The 17,037-nt window shown below is 70.2% G+C and carries 16 protein-coding genes; 3 read left to right on the top strand and 13 right to left on the bottom strand.

Annotated features, from left to right (window positions below):
• Window positions 1–75 precede the first annotated feature (75 nt).
• The 10 genes from AB6A66_RS05425 to trpS all read right to left on the bottom strand — a co-directional run bounded on the left by AB6A66_RS05425 (window position 76) and on the right by trpS (window position 9,289).
• Window positions 76–1,041 carry an ABC transporter permease gene (locus AB6A66_RS05425; protein WP_371055080.1) on the bottom strand — a complete coding sequence of 322 codons (966 nt, stop codon included), beginning with the start codon at window positions 1,039–1,041 and terminating at the stop codon, window positions 76–78.
• A 1-nt stretch (window position 1,042) separates the two neighbouring features.
• Entirely contained in the window at window positions 1,043–2,134 is a 1,092-nt protein-coding gene (locus AB6A66_RS05420; RefSeq protein ID WP_371055079.1) for an ABC transporter permease, read from the bottom strand.
• On the bottom strand, window positions 2,127–3,734 hold the full coding sequence (locus AB6A66_RS05415) for an ABC transporter ATP-binding protein (protein WP_371055078.1): 1,608 nt from the start codon (window positions 3,732–3,734) through the stop codon (window positions 2,127–2,129). The genes AB6A66_RS05420 and AB6A66_RS05415 overlap by 8 nt, the downstream gene beginning before the upstream one ends.
• Before the next feature lie 70 nt (window positions 3,735–3,804).
• On the bottom strand, window positions 3,805–4,800 hold the full coding sequence (locus tag AB6A66_RS05410; RefSeq protein ID WP_371055077.1) for a BMP family protein: 996 nt from the start codon (window positions 4,798–4,800) through the stop codon (window positions 3,805–3,807).
• Window positions 4,801–4,925: 125 nt separating this feature from the next.
• A complete protein-coding gene (locus AB6A66_RS05405) occupies window positions 4,926–5,357 on the bottom strand; it encodes a GNAT family N-acetyltransferase (RefSeq protein ID WP_371055076.1) in 432 nt (143 codons plus the stop codon).
• Window positions 5,347–5,937 (bottom strand): tRNA (adenosine(37)-N6)-threonylcarbamoyltransferase complex dimerization subunit type 1 TsaB, encoded by a 591-nt coding sequence (gene tsaB, locus AB6A66_RS05400; protein WP_371055075.1) that lies wholly within the window; start codon window positions 5,935–5,937, stop codon window positions 5,347–5,349. The genes AB6A66_RS05405 and tsaB overlap by 11 nt, the downstream gene beginning before the upstream one ends.
• A gap of 4 nt (window positions 5,938–5,941) precedes the next feature.
• Window positions 5,942–6,505 (bottom strand): NifU family protein, encoded by a 564-nt coding sequence (locus AB6A66_RS05395; RefSeq protein ID WP_371037471.1) that lies wholly within the window; start codon window positions 6,503–6,505, stop codon window positions 5,942–5,944.
• 91 nt (window positions 6,506–6,596) lie between these two features.
• A complete protein-coding gene (locus AB6A66_RS05390; protein ID WP_371055074.1) occupies window positions 6,597–7,052 on the bottom strand; it encodes a universal stress protein in 456 nt (151 codons plus the stop codon).
• An 80-nt stretch (window positions 7,053–7,132) separates the two neighbouring features.
• Window positions 7,133–7,996 (bottom strand): branched-chain amino acid aminotransferase, encoded by an 864-nt coding sequence (locus AB6A66_RS05385; protein WP_371055073.1) that lies wholly within the window; start codon window positions 7,994–7,996, stop codon window positions 7,133–7,135.
• A gap of 261 nt (window positions 7,997–8,257) precedes the next feature.
• Window positions 8,258–9,289, bottom strand: coding sequence for a tryptophan--tRNA ligase (gene trpS / locus AB6A66_RS05380; RefSeq protein ID WP_371055072.1), 1,032 nt, complete (start codon window positions 9,287–9,289; stop codon window positions 8,258–8,260).
• A 223-nt stretch (window positions 9,290–9,512) separates the two neighbouring features.
• On the opposite strand from trpS, the gene AB6A66_RS05375 reads away from it, so the two are divergent.
• Window positions 9,513–10,130 carry a rhomboid family intramembrane serine protease gene (locus AB6A66_RS05375; RefSeq protein WP_371055071.1) on the top strand — a complete coding sequence of 206 codons (618 nt, stop codon included), beginning with the start codon at window positions 9,513–9,515 and terminating at the stop codon, window positions 10,128–10,130.
• A gap of 9 nt (window positions 10,131–10,139) precedes the next feature.
• On the opposite strand, the gene murJ is transcribed toward AB6A66_RS05375, so the two are convergent.
• The 3 genes from murJ to AB6A66_RS05360 are packed head-to-tail and all read right to left on the bottom strand — an operon-like array spanning window position 10,140 to window position 15,626.
• On the bottom strand, window positions 10,140–11,684 hold the full coding sequence (murJ, locus tag AB6A66_RS05370; protein WP_371055070.1) for a murein biosynthesis integral membrane protein MurJ: 1,545 nt from the start codon (window positions 11,682–11,684) through the stop codon (window positions 10,140–10,142).
• A complete protein-coding gene (locus AB6A66_RS05365) occupies window positions 11,681–14,461 on the bottom strand; it encodes a [protein-PII] uridylyltransferase (protein ID WP_371055069.1) in 2,781 nt (926 codons plus the stop codon). Before AB6A66_RS05365 ends, murJ begins: the two co-directional genes overlap by 4 nt.
• Window positions 14,448–15,626 (bottom strand): penicillin-binding protein activator, encoded by a 1,179-nt coding sequence (locus tag AB6A66_RS05360; RefSeq protein ID WP_371037464.1) that lies wholly within the window; start codon window positions 15,624–15,626, stop codon window positions 14,448–14,450. The genes AB6A66_RS05365 and AB6A66_RS05360 overlap by 14 nt, the downstream gene beginning before the upstream one ends.
• An 87-nt stretch (window positions 15,627–15,713) precedes the next feature.
• Between AB6A66_RS05360 and rsmI the strand changes: the two genes are divergently transcribed.
• Complete coding sequence (gene rsmI / locus AB6A66_RS05355; protein ID WP_371037650.1) at window positions 15,714–16,574, top strand: 16S rRNA (cytidine(1402)-2'-O)-methyltransferase; 861 nt, start codon at window positions 15,714–15,716, stop codon at window positions 16,572–16,574.
• On the top strand, window positions 16,571–16,960 hold the full coding sequence (locus tag AB6A66_RS05350) for a YraN family protein (RefSeq protein WP_371037463.1): 390 nt from the start codon (window positions 16,571–16,573) through the stop codon (window positions 16,958–16,960). Before rsmI ends, AB6A66_RS05350 begins: the two co-directional genes overlap by 4 nt.
• Window positions 16,961–17,037 lie beyond the last annotated feature (77 nt).

The following is a 17,037-nucleotide window of genomic DNA, read 5'->3' as shown; positions in this document are numbered from 1 at the left end:
GGGCGTTGCCGGGGACGCTGCCGCGGCGGCCGGTGCGAGGCTGCCCGCGGGCGCCCCGGATGCGGCCCCGATGCCTCATCTTTCCTTCACGTAGGGCTCTCCGCCCGCCCGCGGGGGGATCGCACGACCGACGAAGCCGGCCAGGATCACGACCGTGAGGATGTAGGGCAGCGCGTCCATCAGTTGCACCGGCACCACGAAGACGCCGAGGTCGATATTCTGGTAGCGCAGGGCGACGGCCTGCAGGAAGCCGAAGAGCAGGCAGGCGCCGAGCGCGTGCCAGGGCCGCCACTTGGCGAAGATGAGCGCGGCGAGCGCGATGTAGCCGCGGCCCGCCGTCATGTCCTTCACGAAGCCGGCCTGGAGCCCGGTGGCCAGATAGGCGCCGGCGATCCCGCACAGCACACCGCAGATCGCGACCGCGGCGTAGCGCAGCCCGATCACCGAGATGCCGGCCGTGTCCACCGCCTCAGGCGCCTCGCCCACCGCGCGCAGCCGCAGCCCGAACCGTGTGCGGAACAGCACCCACCAGGTGAGCGGCACCATCAGGAGCGCGACATAGACGAGAACGGAGTGGCCCGAGACGAGCTCGGCGTAGATCGGCCCCAGCACCGGCACGCCTGCCAGCGTCTCGGCCAGGGGCAGGCTGACCGCCTCGAACCGCGCGCCGCCCACCAGCGACGGGGTGCGCCCGCCCTGGCTGAACCAGTTCTGCGCGATCAGCACGGTCAGCCCGGCGGCGAGGAAGTTGATCGCCACCCCCGAGATGAGCTGGTTGCCGCGAAAGGTGATCGCGGCGAGCCCGTGCAGGGCCGACAGCGCGATCGAGGCCGCCATGCCCGCCAGCAGCCCCAGCCACACCGATCCGGTGGCGAAGGCCACCGCGGCCGAGAAGAAGGCCGCGGCCAGCATTTTGCCCTCCAGCCCGATGTCGAAGATCCCCGCGCGCTCGGAGAAGAGCCCGGCGAGACAGGCCAGCAGCAACGGCGTGGCAAGGCGCAGGGTGCTGTCGAGCACTTGCAGGACGGTCGCGAAATCCATCTCAGCCGCGCCTCCGGCGCCCGGCGAAGGCCCGCTCGAGCGGCATCCGCACCATGTTGTCGAGCGCGCCGGTGAAAAGGATCACGAGAGCCTGGATCACCACGATGAGTTCGCGGGGGATGTTGGTCCAGAGCGCGAGTTCCGCGCCGCCCTGGTAGAGAAAGCCGAACAGCAACGCGGCGAGGAACACGCCCAGCGGGTGGTTGCGGCCCATCAGCGCCACGGCGATCCCGATGAAGCCCGCCCCTTCGGTCGAGTTCAGGATCAGCCGCTCGGCCTCGCCCATGGTGGCGTTGATGCCCATCAGCCCCGCCAGCGCGCCCGAGATCAGCATCGTCACCACGACCACGCGCACCGGGCTGATCCCGGCATAGCGCGCGCCCGTCTCCGAAAAGCCCAGCGCCCGGATCTCGTAGCCGAGACGCGTGCGCCAGATCAGAAGCCAGACGGCGATGCAGGCGGCGATTGCGACGAAGAACGTCACGTTGGCCGGGGCGCCGCGGAAGAGCGCCGTCCCGGCGGTGGAGAACATGTCCTCGAAGGTCGGCAGGTGCACCGCTTCGGGGAAGCGCGCCGAGGCCGGGTCCATCGAGCCCGCGGGCTTCAGCACGTTCACCAGCAGGTAGTTGAGAAAGGCCGCGGCGATGAAGTTGAACATGATCGTGGTGATCACGATGTGGCTGCCCCGCGTGGCTTGCAGCCAGGCCGGGACGACCGCCCAGAGCGCGCCGAAGGCCGCCGCGCCCAGGCTCGCCGCGGCCAGCGCCAGGGTCCAGTGCGGCCACGGGATGGACAGGCAGACGAGCGCGACACCGAGCCCGCCCAGCATGGCCTGCCCTTCGCCGCCGATGTTGAAGAGCCGCGCGTGGAAGGCGACCGCCACCGCGAGGCCGGTGAAGACGAAGTTGGTGGCGTAGTAGAGGGTGTAGCCCCAGCCCGCGCTTCGCATCAGCGCGCCGTCGACCATCAGGCGAAACGCCTCCACGGGGCTTTCGCCGATGGCGAGGATGACGAGCGCCGAAAGCGCCCCGGCGAGCAGCAGCGACACCAGCGGCACGAGCACGGCGTCGGCCCAGGCCGGCATCCTATCCATGGCGTGCGGCCTCCTCCTCGGCCTCGACCTTCTCGATCTGCTCGTCCACGGCCTGCCAGTCGGGCTTGTCCGGCTCTCCCTCGATACCGGCCATCAGCAGGCCCAGCTCGCGCTCGTCGGTGGCCTGCGGATCGCGCTCGCCCATGATCCGGCCGTCGAACATCACGACGATCCGATCGGAGAGCGAGAAGATCTCGTCGAGCTCCACCGAGACGAGCAGGATCGCCTTGCCCGCGTCGCGCAGGCGCACGATCTCCTGGTGGATGAACTCGATCGCGCCGATGTCCACGCCCCGGGTGGGCTGCCCGACGAGGAGGAGGTCGGGGTTGCGGTCCATCTCGCGGGCCAGCACGATCTTCTGCTGGTTGCCGCCCGAGAAGTTGCGCGCCTTGAGCCGGCAGTCGGTCGGGCGGATGTCGAAACGTTCGATCTTGCCTTCCGCGTCGCGGCGGATCGCGTCGTTGTCCATGAACGGGCCGCGATTGTATTCGGGCGCCCAGTGATAGCCGAAGACGCTGTCCTCCCAGGCGGTGAACTCCATGATGAGCCCGGCGCGCTGGCGATCCTCGGGGACGTGGCTGATCCCGCGGGCGCGGCGCGAACCGGCATCGGCGCGGCGTCCGGCAAGCGCGATGTCGGTTCCGTTGACGCGCACGCGGCCGGCGGCCTCCCGCATGCCGCCCAGCGCCTCGAGCAACTCGGACTGGCCGTTGCCGGCCACGCCCGCGATCCCCACGATCTCGCCCGCGCGCACCGAGAGATCGACGCCCTTGAGCCGTTCGACACCCTTCTCGTCCAAGACGCGCAGCTTCTCGGCCTCCAGGACGACTGCGCCCGGCCGGGCGGGCGTCTTGTCCACCCGCAAGAGCACCTTGCGCCCGACCATCAGCTCGGCGAGCGCCTCGGGGCTGGTTCCGGATGTCTTGACCGTGGCGGTCATCTCGCCGCGCCGCATCACGCTCACCGTGTCGGTGATTTCCATGATCTCGCGCAGCTTGTGGGTGATCAGAACGATGGTCTTCCCCTCGCGCCTGAGCCCGGCGAGGATGCGGAAGAGGTGGTCCGCCTCGGCGGGCGTGAGCACGCCCGTGGGCTCGTCGAGGATCAGGATGTCGGCCTGGCGGTAGAGCGCCTTCAGGATCTCCACCCGCTGCTGGTGGCCGACCGAAAGCGTTTCCACGATGGCGTCGGGATCGACGTTGAGCTCGTAGTCCGCCGCGAGCTGCCTGAGCGCCGCGCGGGCCTTTGCGAGCGAGGGTTTCAGCAGCCCGCCCTCCTCGGCGCCGAGGATGACGTTCTCGAGCACGGTGAAGTTGGGCACCAGCTTGAAGTGCTGGAACACCATCCCGATCCCGGCCACGATCGCGGCCTGGCTGTCGGGGATCTCGGTCCGCTCGCCGTGTATGAAGATCTCTCCGGCATCGGCCTTGTAGAAGCCGTAGAGGATCGACATGAGCGTGGACTTGCCCGCCCCGTTCTCGCCGATGATCCCGTGGATCGTTCCGGGCGCGACGGCGATGTCGATGTCCCTGTTGGCCTGCACCGGGCCGAAGGCCTTGGAGATGCCGCGAAGTTCGATGGCGGGCGGCGCGTCTGTCATCAGGCCCTCTCGGCTGCGGAAAGGCCGCGCCCCCGGCGCGGCCTTCTGGACGGTGGGCGGCGCGCGGTCCTCAGAAGCTGAGGGCCGGGCAGCTGTCGGTTTCGGTATAGTCGTGCACCTCGAGATCGCCGCTGGCGATGGCGGCCTTCGCCTCCTCGACCCGGGCCTGCATCTCGTCCGTCACCAGCTCGGCGTTGAACTCGTCCATGGCGTAGCCGACGCCCTCGTTGTCCACGCCCATCACGACGATGCCGGTCTCGAGATCCTCGCCCTGCGCCATGGCGTCCTCGACGGCGTTGTCCACGCGCTTGACCATGGAGGTCAGCACCTGGCCCGGGTGCAGGTAGTTCTGGTTGCTGTCCACGCCGATGGACAGGATGCCCTCGTCGGCGGCCGTCTGCAGCACCCCCACGCCGGTACCGCCCGCCGCGGCATAGATCACGTCCGCGCCCTGGCTGATCTGCGCCTGCGCGAGTTCGGATCCCTTGACCGGATCGTTCCAGGCCGCCGGCGTCGTCCCCGTCATGTTGGCGACGATCTCGGCATCGGTGTTGACCGCCTTCACGCCCTGGGCGTAGCCGCAGGCGAACTTGCGGATGAGCGGGATGTCCATCCCGCCGATGAAGCCCACCGTGCCGCTTTCGGAGGCCATCGCGGCCAGCATGCCCACGAGGTAGCTTCCCTCGTGCTCCTTGAAGATCACCGACCGCACGTTCGGCTCGTCGACGACGGCGTCGATGATGGCGAATTTCGTGTCCGGGTAGTCCGGCGCCACCTCGGAGAGGACGTTGCCGAAGGCGAAGCCGGTCATCACGATGGGGTTGAGACCGGCCTCCGCGAAGCGGCGCAGCGCCTGCTCGCGCTGGGCTTCGGACTGCATCTCCACCTCGCGGTAGCTGCCGCCCGTCTCCTCGGCCCAGCGCTGCGCGCCGGTGTGGGCGGCCTCGTTGAAGCTCTTGTCGAACTTGCCGCCGAGGTCGAAGATCAGCGCGGGTTCGGCGAGCGCCGCGCCGGCGGTAAGCGCAAGCGCCGCGGCGGCGCCGAAGAGGGGCTTCATCAGGGTCATCTCGGTCTCCCAGTCAGGTGGCGCGCGGCTCTTCGGGGCGCGGGGGACGCCTGGCGCGGGCCGTCTCGATCTTTGTTGATCGCGTGCAGTTTAGGCCGCAGCGCGCGAGTACGGTCAACCGTTTTTCACACGCGCCCGGCCGCGGTTCCGAGGCATCTGGTCAGCACAAGCGCGGCCGCCGGCGCGGCCGTGCCGCGCGGGTAGTAGGCGGGCCGCCGCCCAGCCTCGGCATAGCCCGCCGCGATGTAGAGCGCGCGCGCGGCCGGATTGTCCTCGGCGACCTCCAGAAAGGCCGTCGCGGCGCCGCGTGCCCGTGCCTCGGCCTCGAAGCGTTCGAGCCGGTCGCGGGCGAGGCCCCGGCGCCTGTGGCCGGGATCGGTGACGATGGTGAGAAGCTCGGCCTCGCCGGCGAGCGCGCGGCCGAGGGCGAAGGCGGTGCCGTCGCCCACAACGAAGACGTGGGGGCTGTCGAGCAGGGCAGCGAACTCCGCCGCGCGCCAGGGCCGCCCGGTGTCGAAGCCGCGGGCATGAAGCGCCGCGCAGGCCTCAGGCGTCATCGAGCAGCCGGGGCGGTGCGTCGCGCGCCGGCGCCGCGTCCGCGGGTCGCACGTAAAGGGGCGCGGGGGGCGGCGCGGCGCCATGCGCCTTCGCGGCGGCGATTCGGGCGATCGCGGCGGCGAGCTCGGCCGCGGGTGGCGGAAATGCGAACGGGCGGGCCGGATCCTCGGGCGTTTCGGACGGGATCAGCCGCGGCATCCCGCCCGGCGCGGCCGCGTAGAGCTGGTCGCGCGGTGCGGGCAGCACGGCGAGATGGGCGTCGCACCGATCGCGCCCGATCGCCTCGAAACCGGTCACGCCGATCGCGGGGATGTCGAGCGCCAGCGCAAGGCCCCGGGCGGCGGCGACGGCGATGCGGATGCCGGTGAAGTTGCCCGGTCCCACGCCCACCCCGATGACCGCAAGGTCGCGCCATGCCCGGCCGTGGCGCGCGAGCAATTCCTCCAGCAGCGGCATGAGCCGCTCCGCCTGGCCGCGGCCCATTTCCTCGGCGACAGCGTCGAGGACCCGGCCCCCCGAGACGAGCGCGGCCGCGCAATGCGCGGCCGAGCAGTCGAAACCGATCGCGAGGTCGCTCACACGGTCACACCCCGACGGGCCGCACCTCGGTAACTTCGGGGATGTAGTGACGCAGCAGGTTCTCGATGCCCATTTTCAGCGTGAGGGTCGAAGACGGGCAGCCCGCGCAGGCGCCCTGCATGTGCAGATAGACGACGCCCTTCTCGAAACCGTGGAAGGTGATGTCGCCGCCGTCCTGCGCCACGGCCGGGCGCACCCGCGTGTCGAGAAGCTGGACGATCTGGCCGACGATCTCGGAATCCTCACCCTCGTGCACGGCATGGCCCGAAGGGGCCTGCGCCGCCCCCGCCATGACCGGCTGTCCGGACTGGAAGTGATCCATGATCGCGCCGAGAACGGCGGGCTTGATGTGGTCCCATTCCACGTCCTCGCCCTTGGTGACGGTGACGAAATCGGACCCGAAGAAAACGCCGGAGACGCCCGGCACGCCGAAGATGCGCTTGGCGAGCGGGGACGCGTCCGCGCCCTCCGGCGAGGGGAAATCCGCCGTGCCCGTCTCCAGCACGGTCTGGCCGGGCAGGAATTTGAGCGTGGCCGGGTTCGGTGTCGACTCGGTCTGGATGAACATGGCGAAGCCCTCTCGATCTTTGAATGAGAGATGCGCTTCGGCCGCCGGGGTGTCAAGGTTTGGAACGGTTCTAAGTTCGCCGAGGCGCGGTTCACGTGATCGCCTGCAGCCGGTCCTTCGACATGTCGCCCGGCACGATGGTGATCGGAACGGGAAGCGAGCCTGCATTCTTGGTCAGCTGCGTGACCAGTGGCCCCGGCCCCTTGGAGCCCGTCGCCGCACCCAGCACGACGACGCCGACGTCGGGGTCGTCCCTGACCTGCGCGAGGATCTCGGGCACCTGCTCGCCTTCGCGGATCACCAGTTCCGGATCCACGTTCTGCTTGTCGCGCATCCACTTGGCGAACACCTCGAAATGGGCGTGAATGCGCTCGCGCGCCTCCTCCCGCATGACCTCGCCCACGCCGATCCAGTGGTTGAACTCGTCGGGAGCGATGACGGCCAGGACCTCGACGCCGCCGCCGGTGTTCGCCGCGCGCATGGCCGCGAAGCGCATCGCGTTCAGGCACTCTTGGCTGTCGTCCAGAACGACAAGGAACTTGCGCATGGCCAGGCTCTCCTCGCTGTGACCGGCATCATGACGGCTGCGCCGGGGTCAGGCAATGCGTCTGTCCCGGCGCGCGCCCCTCATGCAGAGGACGCCGCCCAGTCCCAGTAGAGCTCGCGCACCCGGCGGGTGACCGGCCCCACCTGGTACCGCGTGTCGTCGAAGGCCGTCACGGGCGTCACCTTCATCAGGTTACCCGACAGGAACACCTCGTCCGCGTTGCGGAAATCGTCGAAGCTCAGCACCGCCTCGCGCACTTCGATCCCGTCGGCGCGCATGTTGGCCATGTGCCGCGCGCGGGTGATCCCCGCGAGGAAGGTGCCGTTCGCAATGGGGGTGAACGCCACGCCGTCCCGCACCATGAAGACGTTCGCGGTGGCGGCCTCGGCCACGTTGCCGAGCGCGTCGGCCACGAGCGCGTTGCCGAAGCCTTTCGCCCGCGCCTCCGCCAGCATCCGCGCATTGTTGGGATAGAGGCAGCCGGCCTTGGCGTTTACCACGGCGTCCTCCAGCACCGGGCGGCGGAAGCGGGTGGTGGTCAGCGTCGTGGCCGCGTCGGGCGCGGCCATGGGGATCTCCTCCAGCGAGATCGCGAAGCCCGTCGCGCCCTTCTTCGGCACGATGCCCAGATAATCGCCCTCGAGCGCCCAGTACATCGGGCGGATGTAAATGGCGGCCTCCTTCGGGTAGGCCCTCAACCCGTCGCGCACGATTTCCACCATGTCCTCGGCGGTGACCGTGGGCTCGATCATCAGCGCCTCGGCGGAGTGGTTCACCCGCGCGCAATGCGCGTCGAGATCGGGCGCGATCCCGTTCACGTAGCGCGCCCCGTCGAAAACCGTCGTGCCGAGCCAGGAGCCGTGGTCGGCGGCCTTCATCACGGGGATGTCGCCGTCATGCCAGCGCCCGTCGAAGTAAGTCCTGATATTCGTGCCGGTGGCCATGACCGAAAACGCCTCCCCTCGTTCGGATCGCGCGCGACCCTAGGGGCGGCGCCGGAGGAGGTCCAGACCGTAATCACCCCCGGCCGAGGGCAGCCCAGGGCGATCGGGCGCCGGGCGAAGAGGGCGGCACCGGACCGTGGAGCGCGAGGAGGTTGCGCGCTGAAGGCTTCCGGCCGCGGCGGAGGCGAGGCCAGGCCCGCGTCGGAGCGTTTGCGGCGCCGCGCCGGCCCCGGGAGCGCCCGCGCCGCCCGGCGCACGGGATCAGGCGCCGACCATTCCCACGATCTCGTAGGTGCGTTTCAGGATCGGCGCCGCGATGACGCGGGCGTGGGCCGCGCCCTGGGCAAGAATGGCGTCGATCTCCTCGGGCGCTTCCATGAGCCGCGCCATCTCGCCGGAGATGGGGGCGAGCGTCTCGACGGCGAGTTCGGCGAGCGCCGGCTTGAACTCGGAAAACTGCCTGCCGCCGTATTCGGCCAGCACCGTCTCGACCTCCATGTCGGCGAGCGCCGCGTAGATGTTCACGAGGTTGCGCGCCTCGGGCCGCTCCTCGAGCCCGGCATGGTCCGAGGGCAGGGGCTGCGGATCCGTCCGCGCCTTGCGGATCTTCTGCGAGATCGCGTCGGCGTCGTCGGTGAGGTTGATCCGGGACATGTCGGAGGGATCGGACTTCGACATCTTCTTCGTGCCGTCCCGCAGCGACATCACCCGCGTCGCCGCGCCCTCGATCACCGGCTCGGTGAGCGGGAAGAACTCCACCCCGTAATCGTGGTTGAACTTCGCCGCGATGTCGCGGGTGAGTTCGAGATGCTGCTTCTGGTCCTCGCCCACGGGCACATGGGTGGCGTGATAGACGAGGATGTCGGCCGCCATCAGCGCGGGGTAGGCGAAGAGGCCCAGGCTCGCCTCCTCCTGGTTCTTGCCGGCCTTGTCCTTCCACTGGGTCATGCGCTTCATCCAGCCCATGCGCGCCACGCAGTTGAAGATCCAGGCAAGCTGCGCGTGCTCGGGCACCTGGCTCTGGTTGAAAAGGACCGATTTCTTCGGGTCGAGACCGGCCGCGATGAAGCCCGCGCAAAGCTCGCGGGTGGCGCGGGTGAGCTTTCCGGGATCCTGCCAGACGGTGATCGCGTGCATGTCCACCATGCAGTAGATCGTCTCGATCCCCTGGTCCTGCATGTCCACGAAACGCTTCATCGCGCCCAGGTAGTTTCCGAGCGTGAGCCCGCCCGAGGGCTGGATGCCCGAGAACACGCGGGGCGTGAAACCGGCGAGGGGGTCCGCGTCGGGCATCGGAATTCTCCGTCTGGCGTTGGCGTCCGCGGTCGCTTACCCATGGGGGCGAGAGCCGTCAAGAAGCCCGCCGGAGAGCCCATGAGCAGCCCCGACCCCAACGCGCCCGTGAACCCGCTTCCGCCTTTCGTGGTGGCGCTCTTCCTTCTCGTGGTCGGCATCGAGGCCGCCTTCACGCTCGGGGCGCGCGGACTGCTGGGCGGACCCGGCGCGNTTCCTTCTCGTGGTCGGCATCGAGGCCGCCTTCACGCTCGGGGCGCGCGGACTGCTGGGCGGACCCGGCGCGGTGGGCTGGCGCCTCGCGGCGTTCGAGAGCTACGGACTCAACAGCGAGATGCTGGGCTGGATGATGGCCACCGGGAACTGGCCTGCCGATTTCCTCAAGCGGTTCGTGACCTACCAGTTCGTTCACGGCAGCTTCACCCACGCGCTCTTCGCCGCGGTGATGCTGCTCGCGCTGGGCAAGATGGTGGGCGAGGTCTTCGGCGCCGCGGCGACGCTCGGCGTGTTCTTCGTGTCGGGGCTTGTGGGCGCGCTGGCCTTCAGCCTGTTCGTGCCGGGATCGAACTGGCTCATCGGCGCGTTCCCGGGCGTCTACGGGCTGATCGGCGCCTTCACCTATCTCCTCTGGATGCGGCTCGGGCAGCTGGGCGAGCGGCAGGTGCGCGCGTTCACCCTGATCGGGGTGCTGCTGCTGCTGCAGCTCGTCTTCGGCGTCTTCTTCGGGATGCGCACCGACTGGCTGGCGGACGTGGCTGGGTTCGTCGCGGGGTTCGTCATGTCGTTCTTCGTGAGCCCGGGTGGATGGTCGCGGATCCGGGCGCGCCTGCGCCACGACTGACGCGGGCGGTCAGCCGCCCCGGCGCAGCGCGGTGCGCATCTCCGACAGGCGCAGCGCGCCGGTGACGTGGGCCGCGGCGAGGTAGACGAGCGCGCCGCCCGCCACCAGAGCGGCCAGCGCCGCGTAGCGCCAGCCCGGCAGGTAGAGCGCCGCGCCGAGCGCGCGATCCCCGGCGACGAGGGCCGCGCCCATCACGCCCGAGGCCAGCAGGATGCGCCAGAGCCGTGTGGCGAACCGCGCGTCGAAGCGCGCGACCTCGCCCATCGGGCGCGTGCCCGCGACGAGCAGCGCCACCATCACCCAGGCCGCTGCCGAGGTGGCGATCGCCGAGGCGATCCAGCCGATGAAGGGCGCGAGCCCGACCGCGACGACGGCGTTCACCACCATGGCCCAGACCGCGTAGCGGAAGGGCGTGCGCGTGTCCTCGCGCGCGAAATAGAGCGGCTGGAGCACCTTCTGGAGCACGAAGGCGGGCAGGCCCAGCCCGTAGATCGCCACGGCGAGGGCGATGGCCGCGCTGTCCTCGGGACGGGTCGCGCCGCGCTCGAACAGAACCGAGACGATGGGCAGCGGCACCGCCACCAGCGCCACGGCGCAGGGCACGGTGAGTGCGAGCGAGATCTCGCCCGCCCGCGACAGCGCGTGCCGCCCGCCCGTGTCGTCGCCGGCCTTGAGCCGCCGCGAGAGGTCCGGCAGGAGCACGATGCCGATGGCGATGCCCACCACGCCGAGCGGCAGCTGGTAAAGCCGGTCCGCTGCGTAGAGCCAGCCCACCGCGCGGTCGAAGTAGCTTGCCACCTGCTGGCCCACGAGCAGATTGACCTGCACCACGCCCCCGGCGAGCGCGGCGGGGATCGCGATCTTCACCAGGCGGCGGAGTTCCGGTGAAAGGCGCGGGCGCTGGAAGGTCATGGTGAAGCCCGCGCCGCGGGCGGCCCAGCCCACCAGCAGCAGTTGCGCGACGCCCGCCGCCGGGATGGCCCAGATGAGCGCGCGCGCGACATCGCCGCCCAGCCAGTGCGCCCCCGCCATCGCCGAGACGAGGATGACGTTGAGCAGCACCGGCGCCGCCGCGGCGGCGGCGAAGCGCCCCGTCGCGTTCAGCACGCCCGAGAGCAGCGCGGCCAGCGAGATGAAGAGGATGTAGGGAAAGGCGATACGCCCGAACTCGACCGACAGACCGAATTCCTCCCGCCCCGCGAAGCCGCTGGCCATGGCCAGGATGAGCCAGGGCATGGCGAGTTGCGCGATCAGGGTGAGGGCGATCAGCACGCTGGCGAGCCCCGCGAAGGCCTCTCGCGCGAAGGCCCGCGCGTCTTCCTCGCCCTCGAGCTTCTTCGAGAACATCGGCACGAAGGCCATGTTGAAGGCGCCCTCGGCAAAGAAGCGGCGGAACATGTTGGGCAGGCGGAAGGCGACGACATAGGCCTCGTAAAGCGGGCCGGTGCCGAGAAAACCCAGGATCAGGACGTCGCGCAGGAAACCGAGGACGCGGCTTGCCAACGTCCACACGCCGACCGTCAGGAACCCCGCCATCAGCCGGATGGGCTTCAAGAATTGGCCCTCTCGACGCCCGCCGTGATCGCCTGGCGCAGCTTCTTCTCCAGCGCCTTCTGCCGCGCCTCGGAATGGAACTTCAGCCCGAACATGTCCTTGACGTAGAAGCTGTCGACCACCTGCTCGCCATAGGTCGCGATCACCGCCGAGGCGATGTAGACGTGGTTGTCGGCCAGAACCCGCGTCAGGTCGTAGAGAAGCCCAGGCCGGTCGCGCGTGTCCACCTCGATGATCGTGTAGATGTCCGACCCGTCATTGTCGAAGGTGATCGAGGTCGGCACCCGGAACGCCTTTTCACGCTTCTTCATGCGGTCGCGCGGCTTCATTGCCTCGCGGGGCACGACCTCGCCCTTGAGGGTTTTCTCGATCGTCCGCTCGAGCCGGGGCAGCCTGTCGGCCTCGTAGGGGCTGCCCTCGGCGTCCTGCACCCAGAAGGCGGCGGTCGCGAACCCGTCCTTGGTGGTGTAGGTGCGCGCGTCCACCACGTTCGCGCCCACGAGCGCCAGCGCGCCCGCGAGGCGCGAGAAGATGCCGGGATGATCGGCGAGCGCGAAGCAGACCCGCGTCGCGTCCCGGTCCTCGTCGGGGTGCAGGTCGATGCGGATGTCGCTTTCGCCGATGTCGCGCAGAAGCCGCGCGAAGACCTCGTGGGCGGTGACGTGCAGGCCCTGCCAGTAGGCCGGGTAGTGGCGCTGCGTCTCGCGCCGGATCTCGGTCTTGTCCCAGTCCTTGAGGCGCTTGCGCAGCAGCTTCTTGGCCTCCGCGCCGCGGTTCTCGCGGTTGAGCGCCTCCATCCCGTCCTTGAGCGCGCGGCGCGTCTGCCGGTAGAGCGCGCGCAGAAGCGCGGCCTTCCAGTTGTTCCAGGTGCCCGGGCCGACGCCCCGGATGTCGCACACGGTGAGCACCGTCAGAAGGTCGAGCCGCTCCACCGTCTTCACCGCCTTGGCGAAGTCGCGCACCGTGCGCGGATCGGCGATGTCGCGCTTCTGCGCCATGTCGGACATGAGCAGGTGGTAGCGCACCAGCCATTCGACGGTCTCGCATTCGGATTTCTTCAGCCCGAGCCGCGGCGCGATCTTGCGGGCGAGCCGCGCGCCGAGAACGGAGTGATCCTCCTCCCGCCCCTTGCCGATGTCGTGGCAGAGAAGGGCAACGTAGAGAACCCGCCGGTTTATGCCCTTCTCGATGATCTCGGAGGAGACGGGAAGCTCCTCGCCGAGTTCGCCGCGCTCGATCCGGGCGAGGTGGCTGATGCACTGGATGGTGTGTTCGTCCACCGTGTAGTGGTGGTACATGTTGAACTGCATCATCGCCACCACGGGGGCGAATTCGGGGATGAAGGCGGCCAGCACGCCGAGCTCGTTCATCCGCCTGAGCGCGCGTTCGGGATTGCCGTGCTTGAGCAGAAGATCGACGAAGATGCGCCGGGCCTCCCGGTCGCGGCGCATCCCGTCGTCGATCAGGTGGAGGTTGGCGCGCACGAGGCGCATCGCGTCCGGGTGGATCAGAAGCCCCGTGCGCAGCCCTTCCTCGAAAAGCCGCAGGATGTTGAGCTTGTCGTCGAGGAAGGTGGCGTCGTCCGCGATCGCGAGGCGGCCGTGGACCACCTCGTAGCCCGGCTTGGTCCTGGGGGTGCGGCGGAAGATGCGCTCCAGAAGCGGCGTCCCGCGGGAATGGTCCGCCTCGAGCGCCGTCAGGAAGATCCGCGTCAGATCGCCCACGGCGGTGGCGTGCAGGAAGTAGTCCTGCATGAAATGCTCCACCGCGCGACGTCCGGCGCGGTCGGCGTAGCCCAGGCGCTCTGCCACCTCGACCTGAAGGTCGAAGGTGAGTTGCTCCACCGCGCGTCCGGCAAGCAGGTGCATGTGGCAGCGCACCGCCCAGAGGAAGGCCTCGGCACGGGCGAAGCGCTGGTATTCCTCGGGCCGGAACACGCCGATGGGCACGAGATCCGCGGCATTGTCGACGTGGTGGACGTATTTCGCGATCCAGTAGAGCGATTGCAGGTCACGCAGCCCGCCCTTGCCCTCCTTCACGTTGGGCTCGACCATGTAACGCTGGCCCTGCTTCTTGTGGCGCGCGTCGCGCTCGGAAAGCTTGGCCTCGATGAACGCGCGCTCGCTGCCCGCGAAAAGCTCGGCCTCGAGCCGGGTTTCCAGGGTGGCGGCAAGCGACCGCTCGCCGCAGAGAAAGCGGCTTTCCAGAAGCGCGGTCCGGATCGTGAAATCCTCTCCGCCGAGCTTGAGGCAGTCCTTCACCGTGCGGGTGGCGTGGCCCACTTTCAGCTTCAGGTCCCAGAGGATGTAGAGAACGGTCTCGATCACCTGCTCGCAGAACGGATTGGACCCGCCGGGCGTGAGAAAGAGCAGATCCACGTCCGAGAAGGGTGCCATCTCGCCCCGCCCGTAGCCACCGACGCCGAGAACGGCCATGCCCGGGGTCTCGGGCTTCCCTTCGGCCGGGGGCACCAGCCGCTCCGCCGCGAGCCGCCATGTGGTCCGCACGATCTCGTCGGTGAGATAGGCGTAGGCGCGCACGGCCGCCCGCGCCTCGAAGGGGCGCGCCACGAGGGCCTCCGCGATCGCGTCCCGCCCGCGCGCCCGCGCCTCGCGCAGGACGGCCACGGCCTGCGCACGGGGATCGTCCGCCTCCGCCGACGCGGAAAGCGCCGCCTGCACCGCTCTCGCGTCGAAGATCGCGTCGGGCGGACAGATCAGCGCGTCGGTTGCGGGCCGTTCGGCGGCGGGTGCGAGCGCGGCCTCAGGACCCGGCACCGGCGAAACTTCTCGGGGCGGGGTCGAGGATGACCACCTGCCGGTCGCGGATCGTCGCCACGGCAAGGGCGCGCTCGTTGGTGCCGTCGGGGCGCAGGCGGAAGGCACCGCCGGTCCCCGCGAAGCCCCGCGAGCGGGTGAAGCTCTGCGGGCTCAGCGCGTCGCGGCTGCCGCTTCGGGCAAGCGCGCCGATGGCGGCGATGCCGTCATAGGCGAGGCCCGCCAGCGGATGCGGCGCTTCGCCGTTCGCGGCCTGGTAACGGGCGCGGAACTGCGCCTGCAGCGCCTCGTCGGGACGGGCGAACCAGCCCCCCTCGAGCCCGGGAAGCTCGAGCGTCTGGGGCGGCACGTCCCATCGCGCGAGACCGATGTATTGCGTCACCTCCGGATCGATGCCGCGTTCGGGGATGAGCTGGGCGAGCAGCGGAAGCGCGCCCGCGGAATTCGAGGTGAGAAACACCGCGTCGGCGTCATTCGCGCGCACGGTCTGCGCGACCTGCGACGCCGCCGAGATCGCGCCCTGCTCGGTGAAGGGAAAGGACACCTCGCCCGCAACGGCGATCCCGTTCGACACCGCGGCCGACCTTATCGCGTTCCGCCCGAACTGCCCCTCGACGTTCGCGGGGTGGACGGTCACGAGGCTCCGCTTGCCCTGCCGCGACGCGTACCGGGCGAGCCGTTCGGCCGTGTTCTCGAAGGTGGGGCCCAGGACGAAAAGATTGCCGCCGGCGATGGAGGTGTTGTTGGAAAAGCTCAGCACCGTCACGCCATCGTCGGCCACCGCCACCGCCGCGGCATTGGCCGCGTCGCCGAAGAGCGGGCCGAGGATCACGGCCGCGCCCTCGTCGGCGGCCTGCTGGGCGACCTGCGCCGCGCGCGCGGAACTGCCGGCCGTGTCGTAGACGCGCAGGTCGATCGTCACGCCGCTCAGATCGGCCACGGCGAGCCGCGCCGCCGCCTCGAGGCTTCGCGCCACACCGGATGCGCCCTCCGAACTTCGTGGAACGAGAAGCGCCACCGGCACCGGGCGGTCGGGATCGACGGGACGCCCCGTCGCCAGCGGCGCGCCGGGCGCCGTCACGTCGCAGGCGGCGAGCCAGAACAGCGACAGGACGGCGATAAGCCGGGCGGCGGGCTTGCGGGCGGCGCTGAAAACCGAAAACATTGGATCGCTCCCTTTGCGGCGCCTGTCGCGGCGCGCGTGGCGTGGCGGGGCCGATCATAACCACCAGGAAAGGCGGGTCCAGTGTCGATTGGACGGGAAAGCGGGCTGGCGCCGGGACTGTATCTGGTCGCCACGCCCATAGGGAACGCGCGCGACATCACGCTGCGCGCGCTCGACGTGCTGCGCGACGCCGACGTGCTGGCGGCCGAGGACACCCGGAGCCTGCGCAGGCTGATGGAGATCCACGGCCTTGCGCCGGGGGGGCGGACGTTCCTCGCCTACCACGACCACAATGGCGCGAAGATGCGTCCGCGGCTGCTTGCCGAGCTCGCGGCGGGCCGCTCGGTGGCCTATGCCAGCGAGGCGGGAACGCCGCTCGTGGCCGATCCCGGCTACCAGCTGGTGCGCGAGGCGGTGGCCGCGGGCCATGCCGTGACCGCAGCCCCCGGACCCTCGGCGGCGCTCGCTGCGCTCACCGTGGCGGGCCTGCCGACGGACCGTTTCCTTTTCGCGGGCTTCCTGCCGCCCGCGGCGGCGCAGCGGCGCCGGTCGCTGGGCGAACTGGCGCCGGTTCCCGCGACCCTCGTCTTCTACGAATCGCCCCGCCGCCTCGCCGCGATGCTGGCCGACGCGGCGGCGACGCTGGGGCATGATCGCCCCGCGGCGGTCTGCCGGGAACTCACCAAGCGGTTCGAGGAGTGCCGTCGCGCGCCCTTGGGAGAGCTTGCCGAGACGATGGCCGCGACGCCGGTGAAGGGCGAGGTGGTGGTCGTCGTCGGGCGCGGGCGTTCGGAAACCGTTAGCGACTCGGTGCTAGACGAGAAGCTCGAGGCGGCACTCGGCACGATGTCGGTGCGCGACGCGGCCGACACCGTCGCGCGCGAAACCGGCGCGCAGCGCCGGCATGTCTACCAGATGGCGCTCAGGAAGGAGCGGGGCGAACGATGACAGGGCCGGTCCATGCTGCACAGCGCGCGACGCGGGGCGGACGGGCCCATCTTTCCGGACAGGCGGCGGAAGAGGCGGCGGCGCGGCGCTATGCGGGCGCGGGCTGCGCGATCCTCGACCGGCGCTGGCGCGGCGCGGCCGGCGAGATCGATCTGGTGGCACGGGACGGCGCGACGATCGTCTTCGTGGAGGTCAAGCGCGCGGCGAGCCATGCGCGCGCGGCCGAGCGGCTGACCGCGCGCCAGCGCGGACGGCTCTGTGCCGCGGCGGAAGAGTATCTCGGGCGGATGTCGCACGGCCTGCTCACCGAGATGCGGTTCGACGTGGCGCTGGTGAACGGCACGGGCGAGGTCGCGGTGCTCGAGAACGCCTTCGGCGCGGCCTGACCGCGACCGGGGCCCGGCACGGGCGTTGCGCCCCGGCGGGGGCTGCGCCATGAAGGGGCGCCGCCACAACGCCGGAG

It is taken from the genome of Rhodosalinus sp. K401 (assembly GCF_041365735.1).
In the GTDB taxonomy this organism is placed as follows: domain Bacteria; phylum Pseudomonadota; class Alphaproteobacteria; order Rhodobacterales; family Rhodobacteraceae; genus Rhodosalinus.
This window is presented reverse-complemented; position numbering and strand designations above follow the sequence as displayed.